The organism is Actinoplanes subtropicus (genome assembly GCF_000721705.1).
Classification (GTDB): Bacteria; Actinomycetota; Actinomycetes; order Mycobacteriales; family Micromonosporaceae; genus Actinoplanes; species Actinoplanes subtropicus.
Window position 1 is genome coordinate 117,981 of record NZ_JOJL01000001.1, and the last position, 18,876, is coordinate 136,856.

Annotated in this window: 16 protein-coding genes and 1 pseudogene; 11 read left to right on the plus strand and 6 right to left on the minus strand. The window is 72.4% G+C overall.

Translation table 11 applies throughout. The annotated features are described in order from the left end of the window. Positions 1-4 precede the first annotated feature (4 nt). The gene (locus tag IH26_RS0100585) at positions 5-1,567 is read left to right on the plus strand and encodes an alpha/beta hydrolase (RefSeq protein ID WP_030434086.1); all 1,563 of its coding nucleotides are present in this window, start codon (positions 5-7) and stop codon (positions 1,565-1,567) included. Continuing rightward, positions 1,564-2,016 (plus strand): GNAT family N-acetyltransferase, encoded by a 453-nt coding sequence (locus IH26_RS0100590; protein ID WP_030434087.1) that lies wholly within the window; start codon positions 1,564-1,566, stop codon positions 2,014-2,016. The genes IH26_RS0100585 and IH26_RS0100590 overlap by 4 nt, the downstream gene beginning before the upstream one ends. A 138-nt stretch (positions 2,017-2,154) precedes the next feature. On the opposite strand, the gene bioD is transcribed toward IH26_RS0100590, so the two are convergent. Further along, the gene (bioD, locus tag IH26_RS0100595; protein ID WP_051807247.1) at positions 2,155-2,931 is read right to left on the minus strand and encodes a dethiobiotin synthase; all 777 of its coding nucleotides are present in this window, start codon (positions 2,929-2,931) and stop codon (positions 2,155-2,157) included. A 640-nt stretch (positions 2,932-3,571) separates the two neighbouring features. Continuing rightward, positions 3,572-4,708 carry an 8-amino-7-oxononanoate synthase gene (locus IH26_RS0100605; protein ID WP_030434090.1) on the minus strand — a complete coding sequence of 379 codons (1,137 nt, stop codon included), beginning with the start codon at positions 4,706-4,708 and terminating at the stop codon, positions 3,572-3,574. A gap of 153 nt (positions 4,709-4,861) precedes the next feature. Between IH26_RS0100605 and bioB the strand changes: the two genes are divergently transcribed. Both bioB and bsaP read left to right on the plus strand, forming a co-directional pair. Continuing rightward, positions 4,862-5,845: a biotin synthase BioB gene (bioB, locus tag IH26_RS0100610; RefSeq protein WP_030434091.1), complete on the plus strand. Its 984-nt coding sequence runs from the start codon at positions 4,862-4,864 to the stop codon at positions 5,843-5,845. Then, positions 5,785-6,021: pseudogene (gene bsaP, locus IH26_RS64385) on the plus strand (biotin synthase auxiliary protein BsaP); the annotation flags it as partial. The gene bioB and the pseudogene bsaP, both read left to right, overlap by 61 nt. Here bsaP and IH26_RS0100615 read toward each other — a convergent pair. Both IH26_RS0100615 and IH26_RS0100620 read right to left on the minus strand, forming a co-directional pair. Continuing rightward, a complete protein-coding gene (locus tag IH26_RS0100615) occupies positions 6,011-7,054 on the minus strand; it encodes a GNAT family N-acetyltransferase (protein WP_030434092.1) in 1,044 nt (347 codons plus the stop codon). The pseudogene bsaP and the gene IH26_RS0100615 overlap by 11 nt on opposite strands. Positions 7,055-7,162: 108 nt before the next feature. Next, complete coding sequence (locus IH26_RS0100620; protein ID WP_030434093.1) at positions 7,163-7,879, minus strand: ACT domain-containing protein; 717 nt, start codon at positions 7,877-7,879, stop codon at positions 7,163-7,165. Positions 7,880-8,158: 279 nt separating this feature from the next. Between IH26_RS0100620 and IH26_RS0100625 the strand changes: the two genes are divergently transcribed. Next, complete coding sequence (locus IH26_RS0100625) at positions 8,159-8,866, plus strand: pyrimidine reductase family protein (RefSeq protein WP_030434094.1); 708 nt, start codon at positions 8,159-8,161, stop codon at positions 8,864-8,866. Here IH26_RS0100625 and IH26_RS0100630 read toward each other — a convergent pair. After that, entirely contained in the window at positions 8,854-9,846 is a 993-nt protein-coding gene (locus IH26_RS0100630) for a CU044_5270 family protein (RefSeq protein WP_051807165.1), read from the minus strand. The genes IH26_RS0100625 and IH26_RS0100630 overlap by 13 nt on opposite strands. After that, positions 9,839-10,411 (minus strand): RNA polymerase sigma factor, encoded by a 573-nt coding sequence (locus IH26_RS0100635; protein ID WP_030434096.1) that lies wholly within the window; start codon positions 10,409-10,411, stop codon positions 9,839-9,841. The genes IH26_RS0100630 and IH26_RS0100635 overlap by 8 nt, the downstream gene beginning before the upstream one ends. A 188-nt stretch (positions 10,412-10,599) precedes the next feature. Here IH26_RS0100635 and IH26_RS0100640 point away from each other — a divergent pair, with 188 nt between their 5' ends. The 6 genes from IH26_RS0100640 to IH26_RS0100665 all read left to right on the plus strand — a co-directional run bounded on the left by IH26_RS0100640 (position 10,600) and on the right by IH26_RS0100665 (position 18,852). Continuing rightward, complete coding sequence (locus IH26_RS0100640; RefSeq protein WP_245664852.1) at positions 10,600-12,384, plus strand: ATP-binding protein; 1,785 nt, start codon at positions 10,600-10,602, stop codon at positions 12,382-12,384. 9 nt (positions 12,385-12,393) lie between these two features. Further along, positions 12,394-13,545 carry an exonuclease SbcCD subunit D gene (locus tag IH26_RS0100645; RefSeq protein WP_030434098.1) on the plus strand — a complete coding sequence of 384 codons (1,152 nt, stop codon included), beginning with the start codon at positions 12,394-12,396 and terminating at the stop codon, positions 13,543-13,545. Positions 13,546-13,615: 70 nt separating this feature from the next. Continuing rightward, a complete protein-coding gene (locus IH26_RS0100650) occupies positions 13,616-16,114 on the plus strand; it encodes an AAA family ATPase (protein WP_030434099.1) in 2,499 nt (832 codons plus the stop codon). Further along, the gene (locus IH26_RS0100655) at positions 16,111-17,067 is read left to right on the plus strand and encodes a hypothetical protein (protein ID WP_211268535.1); all 957 of its coding nucleotides are present in this window, start codon (positions 16,111-16,113) and stop codon (positions 17,065-17,067) included. The genes IH26_RS0100650 and IH26_RS0100655 overlap by 4 nt, the downstream gene beginning before the upstream one ends. A 343-nt stretch (positions 17,068-17,410) precedes the next feature. After that, complete coding sequence (locus tag IH26_RS0100660; RefSeq protein WP_030434101.1) at positions 17,411-18,079, plus strand: sigma-70 family RNA polymerase sigma factor; 669 nt, start codon at positions 17,411-17,413, stop codon at positions 18,077-18,079. Further along, complete coding sequence (locus tag IH26_RS0100665) at positions 18,079-18,852, plus strand: zf-HC2 domain-containing protein (RefSeq protein ID WP_030434102.1); 774 nt, start codon at positions 18,079-18,081, stop codon at positions 18,850-18,852. The genes IH26_RS0100660 and IH26_RS0100665 overlap by 1 nt, the downstream gene beginning before the upstream one ends. The last annotated feature ends 24 nt before the right edge of the window (positions 18,853-18,876 follow it).

The window sequence follows — 18,876 nt, forward strand, 5'->3', positions numbered from 1 at the left end:
GATCGTGCCGCGTCGTCTCCGTCTGGTCGCCGGACTCCTGTTCGCGACGGTGCTCGCCGTCGCCGGCTGCACCGTGCCCACGTTCGCGCCGGACGGCTCGGGCGAGGCCAAGCCCGGGGTCAACGGCTCGACCTCGCCGACCGGCGGCACCACCGACTGGCGCGACTGCTCGGATATCCCGAAGTCGCTGGTCGGCCAGGCCGCTCGGAACATGACGTATGAGTGCACCACGGTCCAGGTCCCGCAGAATTGGAACGACAAGACCACCGGCCGGACGTACGGGATCGCCCTGATCCGCATCCGGTCGAAGACGCAGACCAACCGGATCGGCTCGCTGCTGATCAACCCGGGCGGCCCGGGCGGCTCGGGCGTCGAGACCGCGGTCTACCTGTCCTACGGCGCGGCCTTCGGCGGCCTGCCCACCGCGGTCACCAACCAGTTCGACATCGTCGGCTTCGACCCGCGCGGCGTCGGCCGGTCCGACCCGGTGAAGTGCATCAGCGACGCCGACCAGGATGCGAACTTCGCCTCCCCGCCCGACCCGGCCACCCAGGCGCAGTTCGACAGCTTCGTCGCGCTGAACAAGAAGATCGTGGACGGCTGCGGCAACAAGTACGGCGACCAGCTGGTCACCTTCTCGACCGAGCAGGCGGCCAAGGACATGGATGCGATCCGCCAGACGGTCGGCGACAACCAGATGACCTACCTGGGCTTCTCGTACGGCACGCTGCTCGGCGCGACGTACGCCCAGCAGTTCCCGACCAAGATCCGGGCGATGGTGCTGGACGGCGCGGTCGACCCCAAGCAGACCTTCGTCCAGGGCTCCGAGACACAGGCCAAGGGCTTCGAGCGGGCGTTCACCAACTTCAGCAACTGGTGCAAGGCCACGCCCGGGAAGTGCCCGATCGCGCCGGACGCGCGCAAGGCGGTCACCGACGCGATGGCCGCGGCCGACAAAAACCCGGTGCCATATACCGACGGGCGGAAGGCGACCGCGGGCTGGATCTTCCTGGCGGTGATCTCCTCGCTCTACACCGAGCAGGGCTGGACGGCGCTGGCCGGGGCGGTGTCCACGCTCAAGCAGGGCAACGCGAAGGGCATCTTCACCCTCGCCGACCAGTACGCCGAGCGAAAACCGGACGGCACGTACAGCAATCTCTTCGACGCGAACCTGGCGGTGAACTGCTCGGACACCAAGGACGTGCCGAGCGTCGCCGAGATCCGCCAGCTGCAGGGCGAGTGGCGGAAGAAGTATCCGCTGTTCGGCGCCTCGCTCGCGGTCGGCATGCTGTCCTGCAGCCTGTGGCCGGGCCCGCGCGACCCGTACCCGGCCGGCGCGGCCACCGGCGCCCCGCCGATCGTGGTGGTCGGCACCACCGGCGACCCGGCGACGCCGTACGAGAACACCGCCGACCTGGCGAACATGCTGGGCGTCGGGCACGTGCTCACCTGGGAGGGCGAGGGGCACACGGCGTACCCCAGCACGCCCTGCATCGTGCAGGCGGTGGACGGCTACCTCATCGATCTCCAGGTGCCCCAGACGGGCCTGCGGTGCCCGGCGAAATGACGTTCCGCCCGGCCGGACGGGCCGATGTGCCCGCGATCCTGCACCTGCTGGCGGATGACGACATCGCCCGGTCCCGCGGGTTCGGCGTGGTCCCCGAGGAGGTGGATGCCGCGACCTGGGCCGCGTTCGAGGCGATCGACGCCGACCCGAACAACGAGCTGATCGTCGCCGCCGACGACGAGGTCATCGCCACCTGCCAGCTCACCTTCACGCCCGGCCTGAGCCGCGGCGGCGCCTGGCGGATGACCATCGAGGCGGTCCGAGTCCGCGCGGACCGTCGCTCGGCCGGCCTCGGCAAGAAGCTGATGGCGTACGCGATGGATCGCGCCCTTGATCGCGGCTGCCGGATAGTGCAGCTCACCACCGACAAGCGCCGGATCGACGCGCATCGGTTCTACGAGGCGCTCGGCTTCGTCGCCAGTCACGAGGGCATGAAACTGACCCTCTGAGGCGCCCCCGGGAAGGCGTGGTCGCCGATGCGGTCACGGCGCTGTCGCGTCCGGCCAGAACTCGGCGAGCAGGCTGCGCACCGGATCCAGCGCCTCTTGCCGCAGCGAGTAGAGGCGGCGTCCGAAGCATGCCGTACGTCAGTGGCCGTCGGTCTCCTCGGCCCAGACCCGCCAGTTGTCGATGACGCCGTACAGCGGCGGGGTCAGCCAGCCGGGCGCCGACCGGCGGAAGACCCCGGGATCCATCCGGCCGGCGCCGTCGGGCAGGGCGCCCATCAGATGCGGGACCAGCTCGCTGAGGTTGGCCCAGTGCACCAACTCGGGGTCGGGCGGCCAGGCACCGATCACTACCCCGGCCGGCACGCCCCGCCGGCTGAGCGCTTCGAGGGTCAGCGCGGTGTGGTTGAGTGTGCCGAGCCCGGCCCGTGCGACCACGATGGTCTTGACCCCGAGCGCGATCGCCAGGTCGGCCAGGGTCCACGCCTCGCCGGACGGCCTTACGCCCATCGGCACCAGCAGCCCGCCCGCGCCCTCGACCAGGACCAGGTCGTGCTTGTCCGCCTCGGCCCGGATGGCGTCCACAACGGCGTAGAGCTCCAGCGGCGGCAGCTGGGCAACGGTGGCCGCGGCGAGCGGCGCCATCGGCTCCGGATATTCGGCGAGCACCCGGGTGGTGTCCGGCGCGGCCAGTCGGGTGACGACCTCGATGTCGGTCGGCGCGCCGGTGGCGATGCCGGTCTGTCCCGGCTTGATGACGGCCACCCGTAGCCCCGACGATTGGGCGGCCGCGGCCACCGCCGCCGTGACGATCGTCTTCCCGACGTCGGTATCGGTCCCGGTGACCAGCACCACCCCGCGCCACTCACCGTGGTCGGGGCGCTGCGGGGCGGCCTGCGCGGAGAGTTCGGCCGCGATCTCCTCCCCGAGAGCGTCCCCATCGGGCACCTCGGCGGCGGCCAGATCGTCTCCCACCGGCGCAGGCGATATCGGCGCGTTCAGCGGAGCAGCATCCGGCTCGACGGGTTCGACAGGGGATGACTCCGGCTCGGCGGGCACGGGCGCAGCAGGCACCGGCTCCGGCTCGGCAGGCACCGGCTCCGGCTCGGCAGGCATCGGCTCGGGCGCGGCGGGCGGCGCGCTCTCCTGGGATGGCGGTGGGCTCTCCTGGGATTGTGGCGGGCTGTCCTGAGATGGCGGTGGGCTGTTCTGGGATGGCGGTGGGCTGTCCTGGGATGGCGGCGGCTGGGGTGGCTCGGCGGCTGGGCGAGGAGCGGGGACAGCCGGGCGCAGGCTGAAGGGCCGGGCGGGCTGCGGCAATTCGGGCACCGGGACCGGGCCAAGGTAGGCCGGGCTGAGGTGGGCCGGGTCGAGGTGGGCCGGGTCGAGGTGGGCCGGGTCGAGGTGGGCCGGGTCGAGGTGGGCCGGGTCGAGGTGGGCCCCGGGCTGAGGTGGGCCGGGTCGAGGTGGGCCGGGCTGAGGTGGGCCGGGTCGAGGTGGGCCGGGTCGAGGTGGGTGCGGTCGAAGGGGGACGGGTTGAGGTGGGCAGCGTCGTCGGTCATGGGGCGCACTCCACGATGACGTCGAGGGCGTGGGCGAACGCCTCGTCGGCGACGCCGGCGTTCAGGGTAAGGCGTAGCCGGCTCGAACCGTCGGGGGTGGACGGCGGGCGGAAGCAGCCGACCGCCACCCCGCGGTCGCGACAGTCGGCGGCCCAGGCGACGGCGGCCTCGGGGCCGGGCGCGACCACCGACAGCACCGCGGCGGCCGGCGGGGGCACGGCGAAACCGGCCGCTCCCAGGCGCGACACGATCTGCGCGCCCCGGGCGGCGAGGATCGCGCGCCGATCGTCGGCCGCCTGGGCTATGCCGATCGCGGCCTGGACGCCGCCGGCCACGGCGGGCGGCAGCGCCGTGTCGTAGATGAACGTGCGGCCCGTGTCGATCAGGTGCTCGATGAACCGCGCTGGGCCGGCCACCACGCCGCCGGCGCCGCCGAGGGACTTGGACAGTGTGGCGGTGACGATGACGTCCTCGCGGCCCGCGAGGCCGGCCGCGTGCACGCCGCCGGCGCCGGCCGGGCCGAGGATGCCGAGCGCGTGCGCGTCGTCGACCAGCAGGAGCGCGCCGCGGGCCGAGGTCACCTCGTGCAGGGCGGCCAGCGGGGCGAGATCGCCGTCGACCGAGAACACCGACTCGGTGACGACCAGCGCGGTCTGGCCGGGATGAGCGTCGAGGACGGCGGCGACCGCGGCCGGGTCGTTGTGCGGCGCCACGATCGTACGGGCGCCGGAGATCTTGCAGCCGTCGATCAGGGAGGCGTGATTATACGCATCCGACACGATCAGGTCGCACACCGCGGTGAGCCCGCGGACCGCGGCCAGATTGGCCAGGTAGCCCGAGGAGAACACCAGGGCGGCCGGGGCACCCAACCAGTCGGCCAGGGCGGACTCCAGGGCGGCGTGCGCCTCGGTCGAGCCGCGGACCAGGCGTGAACCGGTGGCTCCCAACCCGTACGCCGCAAGGAATTGGGCCGAACCCTCGAGCACCGCGGGGTGGACGCTCAGCCCGAGATAATCGTTGCCGGCCAGGTCGACGACGAAGTCGGCGGCCGGACGCGGCCGCAACTGACGGGTGAGCCCGGCCTTGGCCCGGCTCCCGGCGAGGCGCTCCAGCGCATCCAACCAGCCCGTCAAGGCACCTCCAACGATCACGAGAAGGGCAAACTATCACTCACCACCGACAACTCAACGGACCCTCCAGCCACAGCCGAACGGCCCCGCGGGGGCCCGGGTTCTCCACGCCGTCCGTAGGACCAGGCGTCGGTAGCAGCACGGTAGGGTGCGTGGATGCGGGAGATCTTCGAACGGGTGCTGGCCACCGGTGTGGGCCTCGATGAGGCCGGGATCCTGGAGGTTCTGCGATCACCGGACGAGGAATTGCCCGAGCTTTTGCAGGCGGCGCACGACGTACGCATGAAGTGGTGTGGTCCGGAAGTCGAAGTCGAGGGCATCGTCTCGCTGAAGACCGGCGGCTGCCCGGAGGACTGTCACTTCTGCTCGCAGTCCGGCCTGTTCGCCTCGCCGGTGCGCTCGGTCTGGCTGGACATCCCGTCGCTGGTCGAGGCCGCGAAGCAGACCGCCGCCACCGGCGCCACCGAGTTCTGCATCGTCGCCGCCGTGCGCGGGCCCGACCGGCGGCTGATGGACCAGATGCGCGAGGGCGTCAAGGCGATCAGGGAAGCGGTCGACATCCAGGTCGCCGCCAGCCTCGGCATGCTCACCCAGGAACAGGTCGACGAGTTGGTCGAGATGGGCGTGCACCGGTACAACCACAACCTCGAGACCTGCCGCTCCTTCTTCCCGAACGTGGTGACCACCCATTCGTGGGAGGAGCGCTGGAGCACCCTGAAGATGGTGCGCGACTCGGGCATGGAGGTGTGCTGCGGCGGCATCCTCGGGCTCGGCGAGTCGATCGAGCAGCGGGCCGAGTTCGCCGCCCAGCTGGCCGAGCTCGACCCGCACGAGGTGCCGATGAACTTCCTGAACCCGCGCCCGGGCACGCCGCTCGGCGATCAGCCGGTCGTCGAGGGGCCCGACGCGCTGCGGGCGATCGCCGCGTTCCGGCTGGCAATGCCCAGGACCATTCTTCGGTACGCCGGGGGCCGGGAGATCACGCTCGGCGATCTGGGCACGCGCGACGGCCTGCTGGGCGGGATCAACGCGGTGATCGTCGGGAACTACCTGACGACGCTCGGCCGGCCAGCCACCGAGGACCTGGCTCTGCTGGCCGACCTGAAGATGCCGGTCAAGGCCCTTTCGGCGACGCTCTGATGTACTGCGACCGCTGTGGCTTCCCGAAGGACAACAGTGATCATGGTTTTTGCGAGGCGGCCCGGAAGCTCGAGCCGCCCCGCTACTGCACGCACTGCCGTCGCCGGATGAAGGTGCAGGTCGTGCCGGCCGGCTGGACGGCGACCTGTGTGGAGCACGGCACGGTTACCGCTTGACCGCCTCGGTCGGCGTGTCGACGCGGCCGGGCATCGCGATCGTGACGCTGACCATCGCGCCGTCCCGCTCGGCCGGGCCCGCGCCCAGCCGGCGCAGCGTGCGCAGCATCGCCACGTTGTCGGCGGCGGTGTGCGCCACCAGCGCGGCGAAGTGGCCCTTCTCGGCCCAGGCCCGCAGCCGGCGGACCAGCGCCGTGCCGATGCCGCGTCGCTGCCAGTCGTCCTCGATGAGCACCGCGATCTCGCCCAGGTCGCCCTCGGCCAGCAGGTTGGCCATGGCCACGACCTGGCCGCCGGCGGTGACCGCGAGCAGCGTGCGGCCGCCGGCCGGGTCGAGCAGCCGGCGCAGCCGGGACTCGCTCGGCGCGCTGCCGCCCAGGTAGCGGCTCCGCACCGAGGCCACCGAGGCCCGCTCGTGCAGGCCGAGCACGCCGTCGGCGTCGTCCGGCGTGGCGGTGCGCACGGTCAGCTCGCTGCCGTCGGTCAGCAGCAGCGTGGTCTCCTCCTGCCGGTGCCGTACGGTCGCGCCGGCCACCCCCACCAGGGCCCGGGCCCGCGCGTACTCCGCCGGGGTGAACGACGGGCGGGCCCGCAGCACCTCGTACGAGCCGCCGGACGGGTCGGCCAGGGTCATCCGGTCGTCGGTGTAGCCCGGCCGGCCCGGCAGCGGCTCCGGCCGCCAGCGCACCTCGGCCGCGTCGAGCAGGGCGACCAGCGCCTCGCCCAGCGCGTCCGGGTCGTGCACCAGCCGCCCGGCCAGGGCCAGCGCCCGGGTCGGCTGGTCGGCCAGGCCCTCGGCCTCGGCCCGGCACACGAAGGCGTTCCGCCCCCGGCCGCGGCCGACGGCGGTGAGCAGGTCCTCCTCGGTGAGCGCGTCGGGCGCGTCCACCAGGAAGTCGTCCACCGCGCCGGCCTCGGTGGTGTGCACCTGGACGGCGAGGATGTTGACCGACTTCAGCGCGAGGCTGGCGGTCAGTACGGAGAGGTAGCCCGGCCGGTCGTCGACCGTCGCCCGGATCCGCCACAGCGCCATGGTCCCGGCACTCCTTCCGGCGAGTTCAGGTTCAGCTTTCCTGTCCCAATTCTGCCTGGCGGGTGTTAACCGGACATTGCCTGAGCTGCGGTTTTATGGAGAGTCGGATCACATGGCGGCGGGTACCGCGGCCGCGTCGAGGCGGTCGCCGAGGATCACCGCGGCGGCCCGGACCAGCTGCGCCACCCGGTCCACCTCGGTCACGTGGAAGCCGGCCGCGGGCAGCTCCTCGTCGTCCGCGCGGGCCACCACGAGCACCAGCCCGGCCCGGCCGAACGGGGCGATCGCGTAGCGCGTGCCCTCGGCGCCGGTGAGCGGGCGGGCCCGCAGCGGGGTGATCTCCGGGAGCTGCAGCGGGCCGGGGGCGCGCCAGCTCGCGTATACAACCGTCGGCTCGGCCGCGACGCCGGGCAGCGAGCGGGGCGCGGAGGAGCGGGACGCCCAGTCGGCCGGCACCACCGCGGCCGCGGCCCAGTCCGCGGCCAGCAGGCCGGGGACCGCGTCGACCAGCGTGGCGAGACCGTCGGACGGGTTCGCCGCGACCTGGGCCAGCAGTTCCGCGTCGTGGCCGCCGTTGACCGGCGCGCCGATCGCCTTCCAGACGCCGTCGACCTGGACGCCCGGGATGGCGGCGAGGCCGGCGAGGAGCCGTTCCACGCGGGACGCGCCCGGCCAGACCACGGTGAAGTCGTCGACGGCCCGGCCGCCGAGCCGCTCCAGGACGACGACCTGCACGATGTCGGCGCCGGCGACGCCGAGCGTGCGCGCCACCTGCCCGAGGGCTCCCGGGCGGTCGGGCAGGGTGACGCGTACCCGCAGCAACATTCGTCTCCTCCTGAGTCAGCGACCGTGATGGTCAACCCTGCCAAGGCGGCGTTTCGTCCTGATTGCGCGGCGGTGTCTCGCGCGTCAAGGGCATGGCGGTATGCCCCGCGTCACAGGAGCGTACTGGCGGCGCGAGTGACGCGGAAGACAGTAGGGTCGGGGGGTGATCTGCCGGGCCTGCCGGGAGCGCCGCCACGAGGAGTGCCGTGGCGGCTCGTGGTGCGACTGCCAGCACAAGCCGCCGACGCCGACCCCGCCGGTGACCGGCCCGCCCGGCCCATGAGCGCATGTCGGGAGTGGCCGGCCGACCCGGCCGGGCTGGTCGAGCTCTATCCGCGAAACCCGCAGCCGACGCTGCGGGTCAACTTCATCGCCGCCCTGGACGGCGCGGTCACGGTCGACGGACTCTCCGCCGGGCTGCAAGGCCCCGGCGACAAGGAGATCTTCGACTCGCTGCGGATGGTGTGCGACGCGCTGATCGTCGGCGCCGGGACGATCAGGACGGAGAAATACGACGCGTTGCGGCTCACCCCGGCCGCTCGCGCCTGGCGGGTCGAGCACGGCCTGCCCGAGTTTCCGCTGATGGTGGTCGTCTCCCGCGCGCTCGACCTCGACCCCGACCAGCTGATCTTCAGCGACGCTCCGATCCGCCCGATCGTCCTCACCTACCGGGACGCGCGGCCGGGCCGCATCGCCGAGGTCGCCGAGGTGATCACGGTGAACGACCTCGCGGCGGGCATCGGGGTGCTGCACGACCGGGGCGCGACCCAGCTGCTGTCCGAGGGCGGCCCGTCCCTGTTCGGCAGCCTGATCGCGTTCGACCTGGTCACCGAGCTCTGCCTGACGATGTCGCCGTTGCTGGTGGGCGGCGGTCCCGGCCGCATCGCGGCCGGGACGCCCGGTGTCGCGCGGGAGATGTCACTGCGGCACGTGCTCTCCCGGCAAGACATGCTTTTCCTGCGGTACGTGCGGCGTCAGGGCAGCTGACCGGCCCGGTCGACGATCGCCATCCGGAGCTGGGCGGTCCAGCCGAGCACCGCGTCCTTCGGCAACCCGGGGTGGTCCCCGGCCACGACGTCGCGCTCGCCGAGGAACGCGTAGGTCGAGGCGTCGAAGATCAGTTCGTAGCTCTGGCCCTGGTCGGCGCGGCACACCGCGATGCCCCGGCGACCGGAGAGGTCGGCCTGCTTCTTCACGGTGGTGCCCGGGATCGTGGCGGCGGCCTCGAAGAGCGCGGCCACCGCGCGGGGCGGCACATACTCCTCCCGGAGCGTGTCGCCGACCTTGGTGAAGGCCATCGTGTCGGGGCTCAGGTCGGACTTGCGGGCCGGGTCGGGCTTGGCGGAGTAGAGGTAGGCCCGCATGGCGGTCGCGTCGGTGGGGAGGTCGTCGCGGTACGGCGAGGGCAGCCGCACGCCCGGCGCGTCCTCGTTCCCCAGCGGGATGGTCTGCACCTTGCCGCCGTTCGCCCGCTGCTGCCGCAACAGGCCGGGGCGGGTGCCGTCGACCGAGAGCCAGACCCGGCGGAGCTTCTCGACCGGCGGCTGGTAGCCCGTCGTCCCGATCGTGCCGGGGGTGGCGGAGTTGCCGAGGGCGGTCGTGGCCCCGGCCCAGGCGACCCGCGACTCCACGTAGAGGAACTGGTCGGGACGTGCGGTCAGCAGCGGGTCGCGGCGGGCCTCGGCGGCGGCCAGGCGCAGCACCCCGGCCGCGTCGGTGGCCGGGGAGCCCGGCGAGCCGTGGGCGGCCGGCGGAGTCGGGACCGGTGCGTGGCCCGTCCCGCCGAGCACGACGGCGGCCGCCACCACGGCGGCGAGCGCACCGGCCGGGATCAGTCCCCACTGCCAGCGGGCGCGGCGCCGGGGCGCCGGGTCGTGGAACATCCGGGCGCGGGCCCGGCTCAGCACGGCCGGCTCGGCCGGCGGCAGGTCGGCGCGGAAGCGCTCGACCAGGTCGAGGTCACTCATCGTCGTCTCCAGGAAGGTCGGGGAGGGCGGAACGGATGCGCTTGCGGGCGCTGTGCAGGCGGGAGCGGACCGTCCCGACCGGGACGTCCAGGGCCCGGGCCACCTCGGGATAGCTGAGCTGGGCCTGGGCGATCAGGGTCAGTACGTCGCGCTCGCCGGCCGGCAGCTTGGCGAGCACGCCGGCCAGCGCGCGCACATCGCCGGCCGCCGTCACCCGGGCGTCGGAGTCCTCGGAGGCGTCGTAGACCGGGTCGACCCCGGTGCGGGCGAGCGCCCGGTACTGCCGGACCTCGGCGCGCTGATGGCCGCGAAGCAGGTTGGCGGCGATGCCGTACAGCCAGGGCCGGCAGTCCGCATGCGACATGTCGTACTTATCGCGACTGCGGAAGGCGATCAGAAACGTCTCCGCGGTCAGGTCGTCGGCGAGCAGCGGCCCGACCCGGCGGGCCAGGTAGCGGTGGATGGTGGCGGCGTGCCGGTCGAAGATCTGCCCGAAGGCCTCCGGATCGGCCGCCGACTGCCGGATCAGGTCGTGGTCGCCCACGACGACGGCGGGTGGACTCATGCAGGGTCCCCTTTTCAACGAGTCGTCACCCGGTCATTGACCGATCGGCGGCAATCGGTTCGATGTCGGGCGCGCCTCCACAGCCCGGGCAAGATCTTGTGGATAAATCTGTGGATGGCCACCAGAAGTTGTGGACAACCAGTGCCAACCCCCGCCGGCTGCTCGTTCTGTCGTACCTCTGAGGCAACATGATCCGCGTGTCTGACGAAGCTGAGCTTCCCCGCAGCGGAAAACTGAATGCAAAACCGGACAATGACCCCGTCGGGCGGGTTCTCGGTACCGCCGATGCCACGCCGCTCCAGTTCTGGACGGCCGTGACCCCGGGGAGCTACCTGCAGCTCGACGACGTCGTGGTGACCCAGCGCGAGCTGCCCGACCGCGAGCCGGTGACGATCGCCGGGGTGGTCACCCAGGTTCGCGCGCGGCACGAGGGCGCGCAGTTCGACTCCGACGTCTTCGCCATCGCCGAGGGCACGCTGCCGGCCCTGGTGCAGGAGGCGGCCGAGATCACCACCACCCGGGTCGACCCCGAGCTGTATGTGCCGCCTGCCCCCGGCGCCGTCGTGCACCGGGCGGAGGGCAGCGCGCGCGACGCGGCGCTGCACTTCGACCGAATGGAGCGGCGCATCCCGATGGGCACCGGCCGCGACGGCGTGCCGGTCTTCCTCAATGCCGACTTCCTCGACGGCACCCGCGGCGCGCACGTCTCGATCTCCGGCATCTCCGGCGTGGCCACCAAGACCAGCTTCGCGACGTTCCTGCTCTACTCGGTGTTCCGCTCCGGCCAGCTGGGCGCCGACGGGGCCAACGCGCGCGCCCTGATCTTCAACGTCAAGGGCGAGGACCTGCTGTTCCTCGACCACGCGAATACGAAGCTCGACCAGCCGACGACCGCGGCGTACAAGCTCTTGGAACTGCCCGCGACCCCCTTTTCCGACGTACGCGTCTACGCGCCCCCACGCGCCGGCGACTCGTCCGGCGCGCCCGACGTGAGCAGCCGGCTGACCGGGGTCGACGCGTTCTACTGGACGCTCGAGGAGTTCTGCGACCGCAAACTGCTGCCGTACGTGTTCGCCGACGCCGACGACGAACGCCAGCAGTACACGATGGTGGTCCACTCGGTGACCGCCCACCTGAACCGGTACGCGGTCGCCGCCGAGGGCGGGATCAGCATCGACGGCCGGCGTATCTCGTCGTACGGCGATCTGGTCGACCACATCGTCGAGCAGCTCACCGACGACGACACCCGGTCCACCTGGGCCGGCAGCGCGGTCAACATGGGCACGGTCAACGCGTTCGCCCGCCGGCTGATCGGCAGCAAGCGCGACCTGTCCCGGCTGATCCGCGGCGACCTGGCCACCCGCCGTCCCCACCAGATCAAGACCGCCGAGTCGGCCCAGGTCACCGTCGTCGACCTGCACAATCTCCCCGATCGCGCGCAGCGCTTCGTGGTCGGCGTGACGCTGAAGACCGAGTTCGACGAGAAGGAGAAGGCGGGCACCGGCCGCCCCCTGCTGTTCGTGGTGCTCGACGAGCTGAACAAGTACGCCCCGCGCGAGGGCAGCTCCCCGATCAAGGAGGTGCTGCTCGACATCGCCGAGCGCGGCCGCTCGCTCGGCGTGATCCTGATCGGCGCCCAGCAGACCGCGAGCGAGGTCGAGCGCCGCATCGTGACCAACTCGGCGATCCGGGTGGTCGGCCGGCTCGACCCGGCCGAGGCGGCGCGGCCCGAGTACGGCTTCCTCCCGCCGGCCATGCGGCAGCGCGCCCTGCTGGCCCGGCCCGGCACGATGTTCGTCAACCAGCCCGACATCCCGGTCCCGCTCTGCGTCGAGTTCCCGTTCCCGGCCTGGGCCACCCGCAAGTCCGAGTCCGGCCCGCCGCCGGCCGCCTCGATGCGCTCGATCGTCCAGGGCGCCGATCCGTTCGCGGTGGTGGGCCGCCCCGGCGCCGACGACGACATCCCGTTCTAAGGTTCTGCGATGCGCATCCTGCACACCTCCGACTGGCATGTCGGAAAGGTCCTCAAAGGCCGCACCCGGCACGAGGAGCACATCAAGGTGCTGGCCCAGGTGGTCGAGATCGCCCAGGCCGAGCAGCCTGATCTGGTGATCGTGGCCGGTGATCTCTACGACACCGCCGCGCCCACGGCCGACTCGACCCGGGTGGTCACCCGCGCGCTCTCCGCGCTGCGGCGTACCGGGGCGCAGGTGGTGGCGATCGGCGGCAACCACGACAACGGCGCGGCCCTGGATGCGCTGCGTCCCTGGGCCGAGGCGGCCGGCATCGTCCTGCGCGGGTCATTTCGGGAAAATCCGGACGAATTGCTCGTCCAGGGTGAGACCGCGAGCGGCGAACGCTGGCAGTTGGTCACCGTGCCGTTCCTCTCTCAGCGCTACGCCATCCGGGCGTCCGAAATGTACGAATTGACGGCGGCGGAGGCGACCCAGACGTACGCCGATCACATCGCCCGGCTGATCGAGAAGCTCAGCGAGCCGTTCGCCGAGCCGGGCGTGATCAACCTGGTGACGGCCCACCTGACCATCGTCGGGGCGTCGGCCGGCGGCGGCGAGCGCGAGGCGCACACCATCATGGGCTACGCCGTGCCCGCCACCGTCTTCCCGCGGAACGCGCACTACGTCGCCCTCGGCCACCTGCACCGCGCCCAGCAGGTGATCGCGCCCTGCCCCACCCGGTATTCCGGGAGCCCGCTCGCGGTGGACTTCGGCGAGGAGGAGAACGTGCCCTCGGTCGCCATCGTCGAGGTGGCCACCGACAAGGCGGCCCGGGTGCGGGACGTGCCGATCTCCTCGGCCCGCGCGCTGCGTACCGTCCGCGGCACGCTCGACCAGCTCGCCACGGTGAACCTTCCGGATGCCTGGCTCCGTGTCCTGGTGCGCGAGTCGCCCCGGGTCGGCCTGCGCGAGGACGTGCAGGAGCTGCTGCCCAACGCGCTCGAGGTGCGGATCGACCCAGAGATGTTGCCGAACAAGGCGGGGGAGCGGATGGCGCAGCGGGCCGGCCGGTCGCCGCGCGAGCTGTTCGGTGACTACCTGGACAGTCGCGGGAACGCCGAGGAGGGCGTCCGCGAGCTCTTCGACGAGCTGTACGACGAGGTGAGCAGCAACTCATGAGTGAGCGCAGCGAACGCAGGTGGCTCAGTGGCCTTGCCGACGGCGCGGCGGAGCGAAGCGTGGCCGGGTCATGAGGCCCATCCGGCTGGACATGTCCGGGTTCACCGTCTTCCGCGACGACACCACGGTGGATTTCACCGACGCCGACTACTTCGCGCTGGTCGGGCCGACCGGCTCGGGCAAGTCGACGGTGCTCGACGCGATCACCTTCGCGCTGTACGGCACCGTCCCGCGCTGGGGCGGCGCCCGCGGCATCGCCAACGCGCTCGCCCCGTCCGCCGCCGAGGCCAAGGTCCGGCTGGTCTTCGAGTCGGCCGGCGACCGCTACGTGGCCACCCGGGTGGTGCGCCGGGACGGCCGCGGCAACGTCAAGACCGCCGGCGCCGGCCTGCAGCTGATGCCCACCGGCTTCGACGTGACCAAGCTGGACACCGGCATGGACCTCGACGACCTGGGCGAGGTGCTGGCCGGCACCCCCGCCGAGATGGACGAGGCGGTCCTGGGCGCGGTCGGCCTGCCGTACGAGCAGTTCACCAGCTGCGTGGTGCTGCCGCAGGGCCAGTTCGCCGACTTCCTGCACGCCAAGCCGGCCGTCCGGCAACAGATCCTGATCAACCTGCTCGGCCTGCGCGTCTACGAGGACGTGCAGCAGCGGGCGGTGGCCCGGGAGCGCACCGCCACCGACAAGCTCGGCGTGATCGAGCAGCAGCTGGCCGGGCTCGCCGATGCGACCGACGAGGCGGTCGACGCGGCCGACCAGCGGCTGACGCGGATGAGGGAGCTGACCGTCGCCGTCGAGGAGTCGGTTCCGGGGCTGCGATCCGCCCGCGCCGCCGAGGCCGAGGCCGCCGCCGCCCGCGACGCCCTGGAGGCGGAGTTGCGTGCGCTCGGGGCCGTCCGTACGCCCGAGGGAAGTGCGGAGATCGCCGGCGCGACGGCGGCAGCCAGGGCGAGCGCCGCGGAGGCCGCGGAGGAGGTGCGGGTCGCCGAGGAGCGCGAGGAGAAGGTGCGCGGCGAGCTGGCCGCCGCCGGGGACGTGGGCTCGCTGAAGCTGCTGCTCGACCGGCACGCCGAGCTCGACCGGCTGCTCGGGCAGGAGGAGTGGTTCGCCGGCGAGGTGCAGGTCGCCGAGGTCGAGTTCAAGGACGCGCAGGCCGCGGCCGAACTCGCGCACGGCGCCCACCTCGGCGCCACCCAGCTGCTCGAGCAGGCCCGGCTCGACTACACCGAGGCGCAGCGGATCGACCGAGCGGCGGCGCTGCGCGCGCACCTGGTGGCCGGCGACCACTGCCCGGTCTGCGAGCAGACCGTCACCACCGTCCCGGCCATGCCCGAGGGCTCGGCCGTGCGCGCGGCCGAGGCCACCGGCAAGGCCGCCCGGGCCGCCGCCGAGGTCGCCGAGTCGGGCTGGAAGCAGCGCGACGCGGTGGCCCGCAAGCTGGAGGGCAACCTCGAGCGCAAGCGGGCCCAGCACGAGCACCACCTGTCCCGGCTGGCCGAGGTCCGCGCCGTGGTGGCCGGCTCGCCCGGCGTGCCGGCGCTGGAGCGTCAGGTCGCCGAGATCGACTCGTTGCAGCGCAAGCTCGACCAGTCCGGCACGGCGGTCCGCGCCGCCCGCGAGGCGCAGCGGCGGGCGCAGGCCGCGGCCCTGCGCGCCGAGGAGCGTGAGCGCACCGCGTGGCGCACCTTCGACCAGGTCCGCGACGGGGTGGCCCGGTTCGGCCCGCCGCCGGCCGAGCGCGACGACCTGGCCGCCGCCTGGTCCGTCCTGGTCGGCTGGGCGGAGGGTGAGCACCGCGGCCGGGTCGCCGCGCGGGACGAGGCGGACGCGCGGGTCAGCGCCGCGCACGAGGCCACCGTGCACGCGTACGCGACGATCGCCGCCCTGTTCACCGCGGCCGGGCTGGCCGCGCCGCCGCACCGTGAGGGCAACGGGGAGGCCGACCTGATCCGGGCGGCCGCCGTCGCCGCCACCACCGCCGAGGGGGACCGCGAAAAGATCGCCGACCGGCGCGACCGGGTGCGGGAGCTGAGCGAGCAGCGGATGACCCTGCAGCGCGACGGCCGGGTGGCCAAGGCGCTCGCCGGTCACCTGCGGGCCAACAACTTCGAGCGCTGGCTGCTCGAGGAGGCGCTGGACCTGCTGGTCGACGGCGCGTCCCGGCTCCTGCGCGAGCTGACCGGCGGCCAGTACGACCTGATCCACGACAAGGGCGAGTTCTCCGTGATCGACCACCACGACGCCGGGCTGCGGCGCGCGGTGCGCACGCTCTCCGGCGGCGAGACGTTCCAGGCGTCGCTCGCCCTGGCGCTGGCGCTCTCCGAGCAGCTGGCCGGCCTGTCGTCCACCGCGGCCAGCCTTGAGTCGATCGTGCTGGACGAGGGCTTCGGCTCGCTGGACGCCGCCACGCTCGACGTGGTGGCCGCCACCCTGGAGAACCTCGCCGCCCGTGGCGACCGGATGGTCGGGTTGGTGACCCACGTGACCGCGCTGGCCGAGCGGGTGCCGGTGCGCTTCGAGGTGAGCAAGGACGCCCGGTCCGCCCGGGTGGAGAGGGTCGGCCTGTGACGAGGATGTTCGTCGACGCGTGGGACCCGTCGTACGGGTCGTCCTTCGAGGGTGGCGAGGACGGCCCGGCCTCGCCGTCGAGTGCTCAGGTCGACACCGACGTCGAGGTGCCGGCCGCCGAGTGGGCCCCGATCGACGTGCCCCCTGGCCGGCGCGCGCCCGACGTGGTGTTCCTGGTGGACGGCGTGCGGCGCAACGACGCCGGGCTCTGGACCCAGGAGGAGGACGGCACCTCGTACGCCGGCCTGGCCGCCTCGTTCGCCGCCGGGGTGGTCCGCTGCGACCTGGGCCGCGGCTCGGCCGAGCTGGTCGACGCGCGGGTCGGGCGGGGCCTGTTCACGGCCAGCCCCTCCGCGCAGGACCTGCAGACCGGAATGATCCGGTACGAGGTGCATCGGGTCTCCGGCCAGGGCGAGGCGAGCAAGCTGCCGGCGGCGGTACAGCCGCAGCTGACCGCGCTGGAGATCGAGATCTCGGCCATGGCCCGGCAGACCGAGGACCTGCTCGTGGTGGACGGCCCGCTGCGTAACCGGCGTCACCTGCCACGCACGCTGGGCTTCGTGAAGCGCCAGCAGTCGCAGTATCTGTCCGCGACGCTGAACGCCGTGGTCACCGCCTTGAAGCCGGGCCAGCGCACCCCGGTCTTCCATCTGGGCACGGTCTGGGGCGGCTGGTCGTGGTATCTGCGGCTGCCCGGCGGCTCGGGCGCGCCCTGGTCGGGCATCGTCCGGGTGGAGTGTTCGCCCGATCTCACTCCGGAGCAGGCGATCGAGCTGGCCGAGCTGTCCGGGGCGACGCTGCCGCGGTTCGCCTCGTCGGCGTACAAGGATCCGCGCGCCCCGCAGAACCTCGTGCCGATCGCCGGCCTGGAGCGGCGGCTGCGCGGGATGCTCGGCGACGCCCGGGTCCTGCATCGGGCGTTGACGCTGGCCACTTCGCGTAATCGGGCATAAGCCACTGAGAGCGCTCCCAAGGGCGCGGATGCGTACGGTGCGGATGCACGTGCACACGCAGCGGTGAGAAACCGCACCCCGAGTGCGTCGCCCCAGCTCAGAAGGGCGTTCCCTGTTACCGGTGTGTCTGAGTATTATTCGGTCGCCCTGGTAGGCATATCGGTCGTGATGGATTGATTTGATCGATTCAATGATCGTCGCCGATATGCCCGTGCCGCCCCCCACACGACACCGGAGGACAGTTGACCCCCCGCGTCCCGGAAATTTCCGCGAGAGCGTTGATCCCCCCAGGTCCCCCCGCCCGTATCTCAGGCGACGGGGAAGGCTCCGGGCGGAGGTATCAATGCATGCGGTGGTCGAGGAACGGCTCGCGCCGGGCGGGGTGTGCCTGATGACACAACAGAGGTCCGGCGGCCATTGGCAGTCCCTCGACGGCGGCCGCGGTGACGGTGGCTCGGTGATTCCCCGGCAGGCGCCGCGGCACGGCTCCTCGGAGCCGAGCCACGAGGACACCCTCGTCAAGATGCTGTACGAGGAGCACGCCGGCCCGCTGCTGATGTTCGTGCTGCGCCTGACCGGCGGCGACCGGCAGCGCGCCGAGGACATCGTGCAGGAGACCCTGCTGCGGGCCTGGCGCAACGCGCACCGGCTCGGCGCGCAGGGCCAGCAGTCGCTGCGTCCGTGGCTGGTGACCGTCGCCCGGCGGATCGCCATCGACGACCACCGCAGCGCGAGCGCCCGCCCCGCCGAGACGTACGACCGTGAGCTGGAGAGCTTCCCCAGCACGGCGGACGACACCGACCGCGTCCTGCAGTCGATGACCGTCTCCGATGCCCTCCGCGAGCTGTCCCAGTCGCACCGTGAGATCCTGATCGAGACGTACTTCCGGGGCCGGACGGTGCCGGAGGCGGCGGAGAAGCTCAACCTTCCGTTGGGTACCGCCAAGTCACGCGTGTATTACGCTCTGCGTGCGCTGCGTACCGCGCTGCAGCAGCGGGGGGTGACGGAGTAATGACGCAGGAAGAGCACTACGACGTTGCGTCGTACGCGCTGGGTGTGCTGGACCAGCACGATGCCGCACGTTTCGAAGATCATCTCATCGAGTGTCCACGCTGCGCGTTCGAGCTCGAGTCCTTCGTGCAGGTCGCCGACCTGCTGGCGGATGTCGACGCGAGCGCCGTGGTGGCCGCCGAGGAGGTCAAGCGCGACGGCCTCGTGCTGCACAAGATGCTGGGCGAGGTGCGGACGGAGCGGCGCCGCGCCAACAGCCGGCGGCTCTATTCACTGGCCGCGGCCGTGGTCATCTTCGCGATGCTTTCGATCGGCGCGCTGTTCGCCGGCGGGAAGTGGTTCGCTCCCGACCAGAAAACGAACCAGACCGCCCAGCGCGGCAGTTCGCAACTCGACCCGCTGCCCAATGCGCAGGACGGCCCGGGTATCGGTGGTCCCGAACTGACCGGGCAGAAATACAGCGGCACCGATCCGCGCTCCGGCGTGCATGCCGACGTGGCCCTGGAGAAGAAGGATTTCGGCACGCAGATATCGCTCGCCGTCTCCAGCATCAAGGGTCCGCTGGAATGCCGGATGGTGGTGGTGCACACCGACGGCACCACCGAGTCGCTCGGCTCCTGGACGGTGGGGGAGAAGGGCTGGGGCACCGCCGCCAATCCGAGCCCGCTGCTGTTGCAGGCGGTCACCGCGACGCCACGTGAGGACATCGCGCACGTCCAGGTGCAGGAGGTCACGTCCTCCGGCGGCGGCGAGACGCTGGTCCGCGTACCGTAACGGATTTTTTTCAGAAGGGCCCGG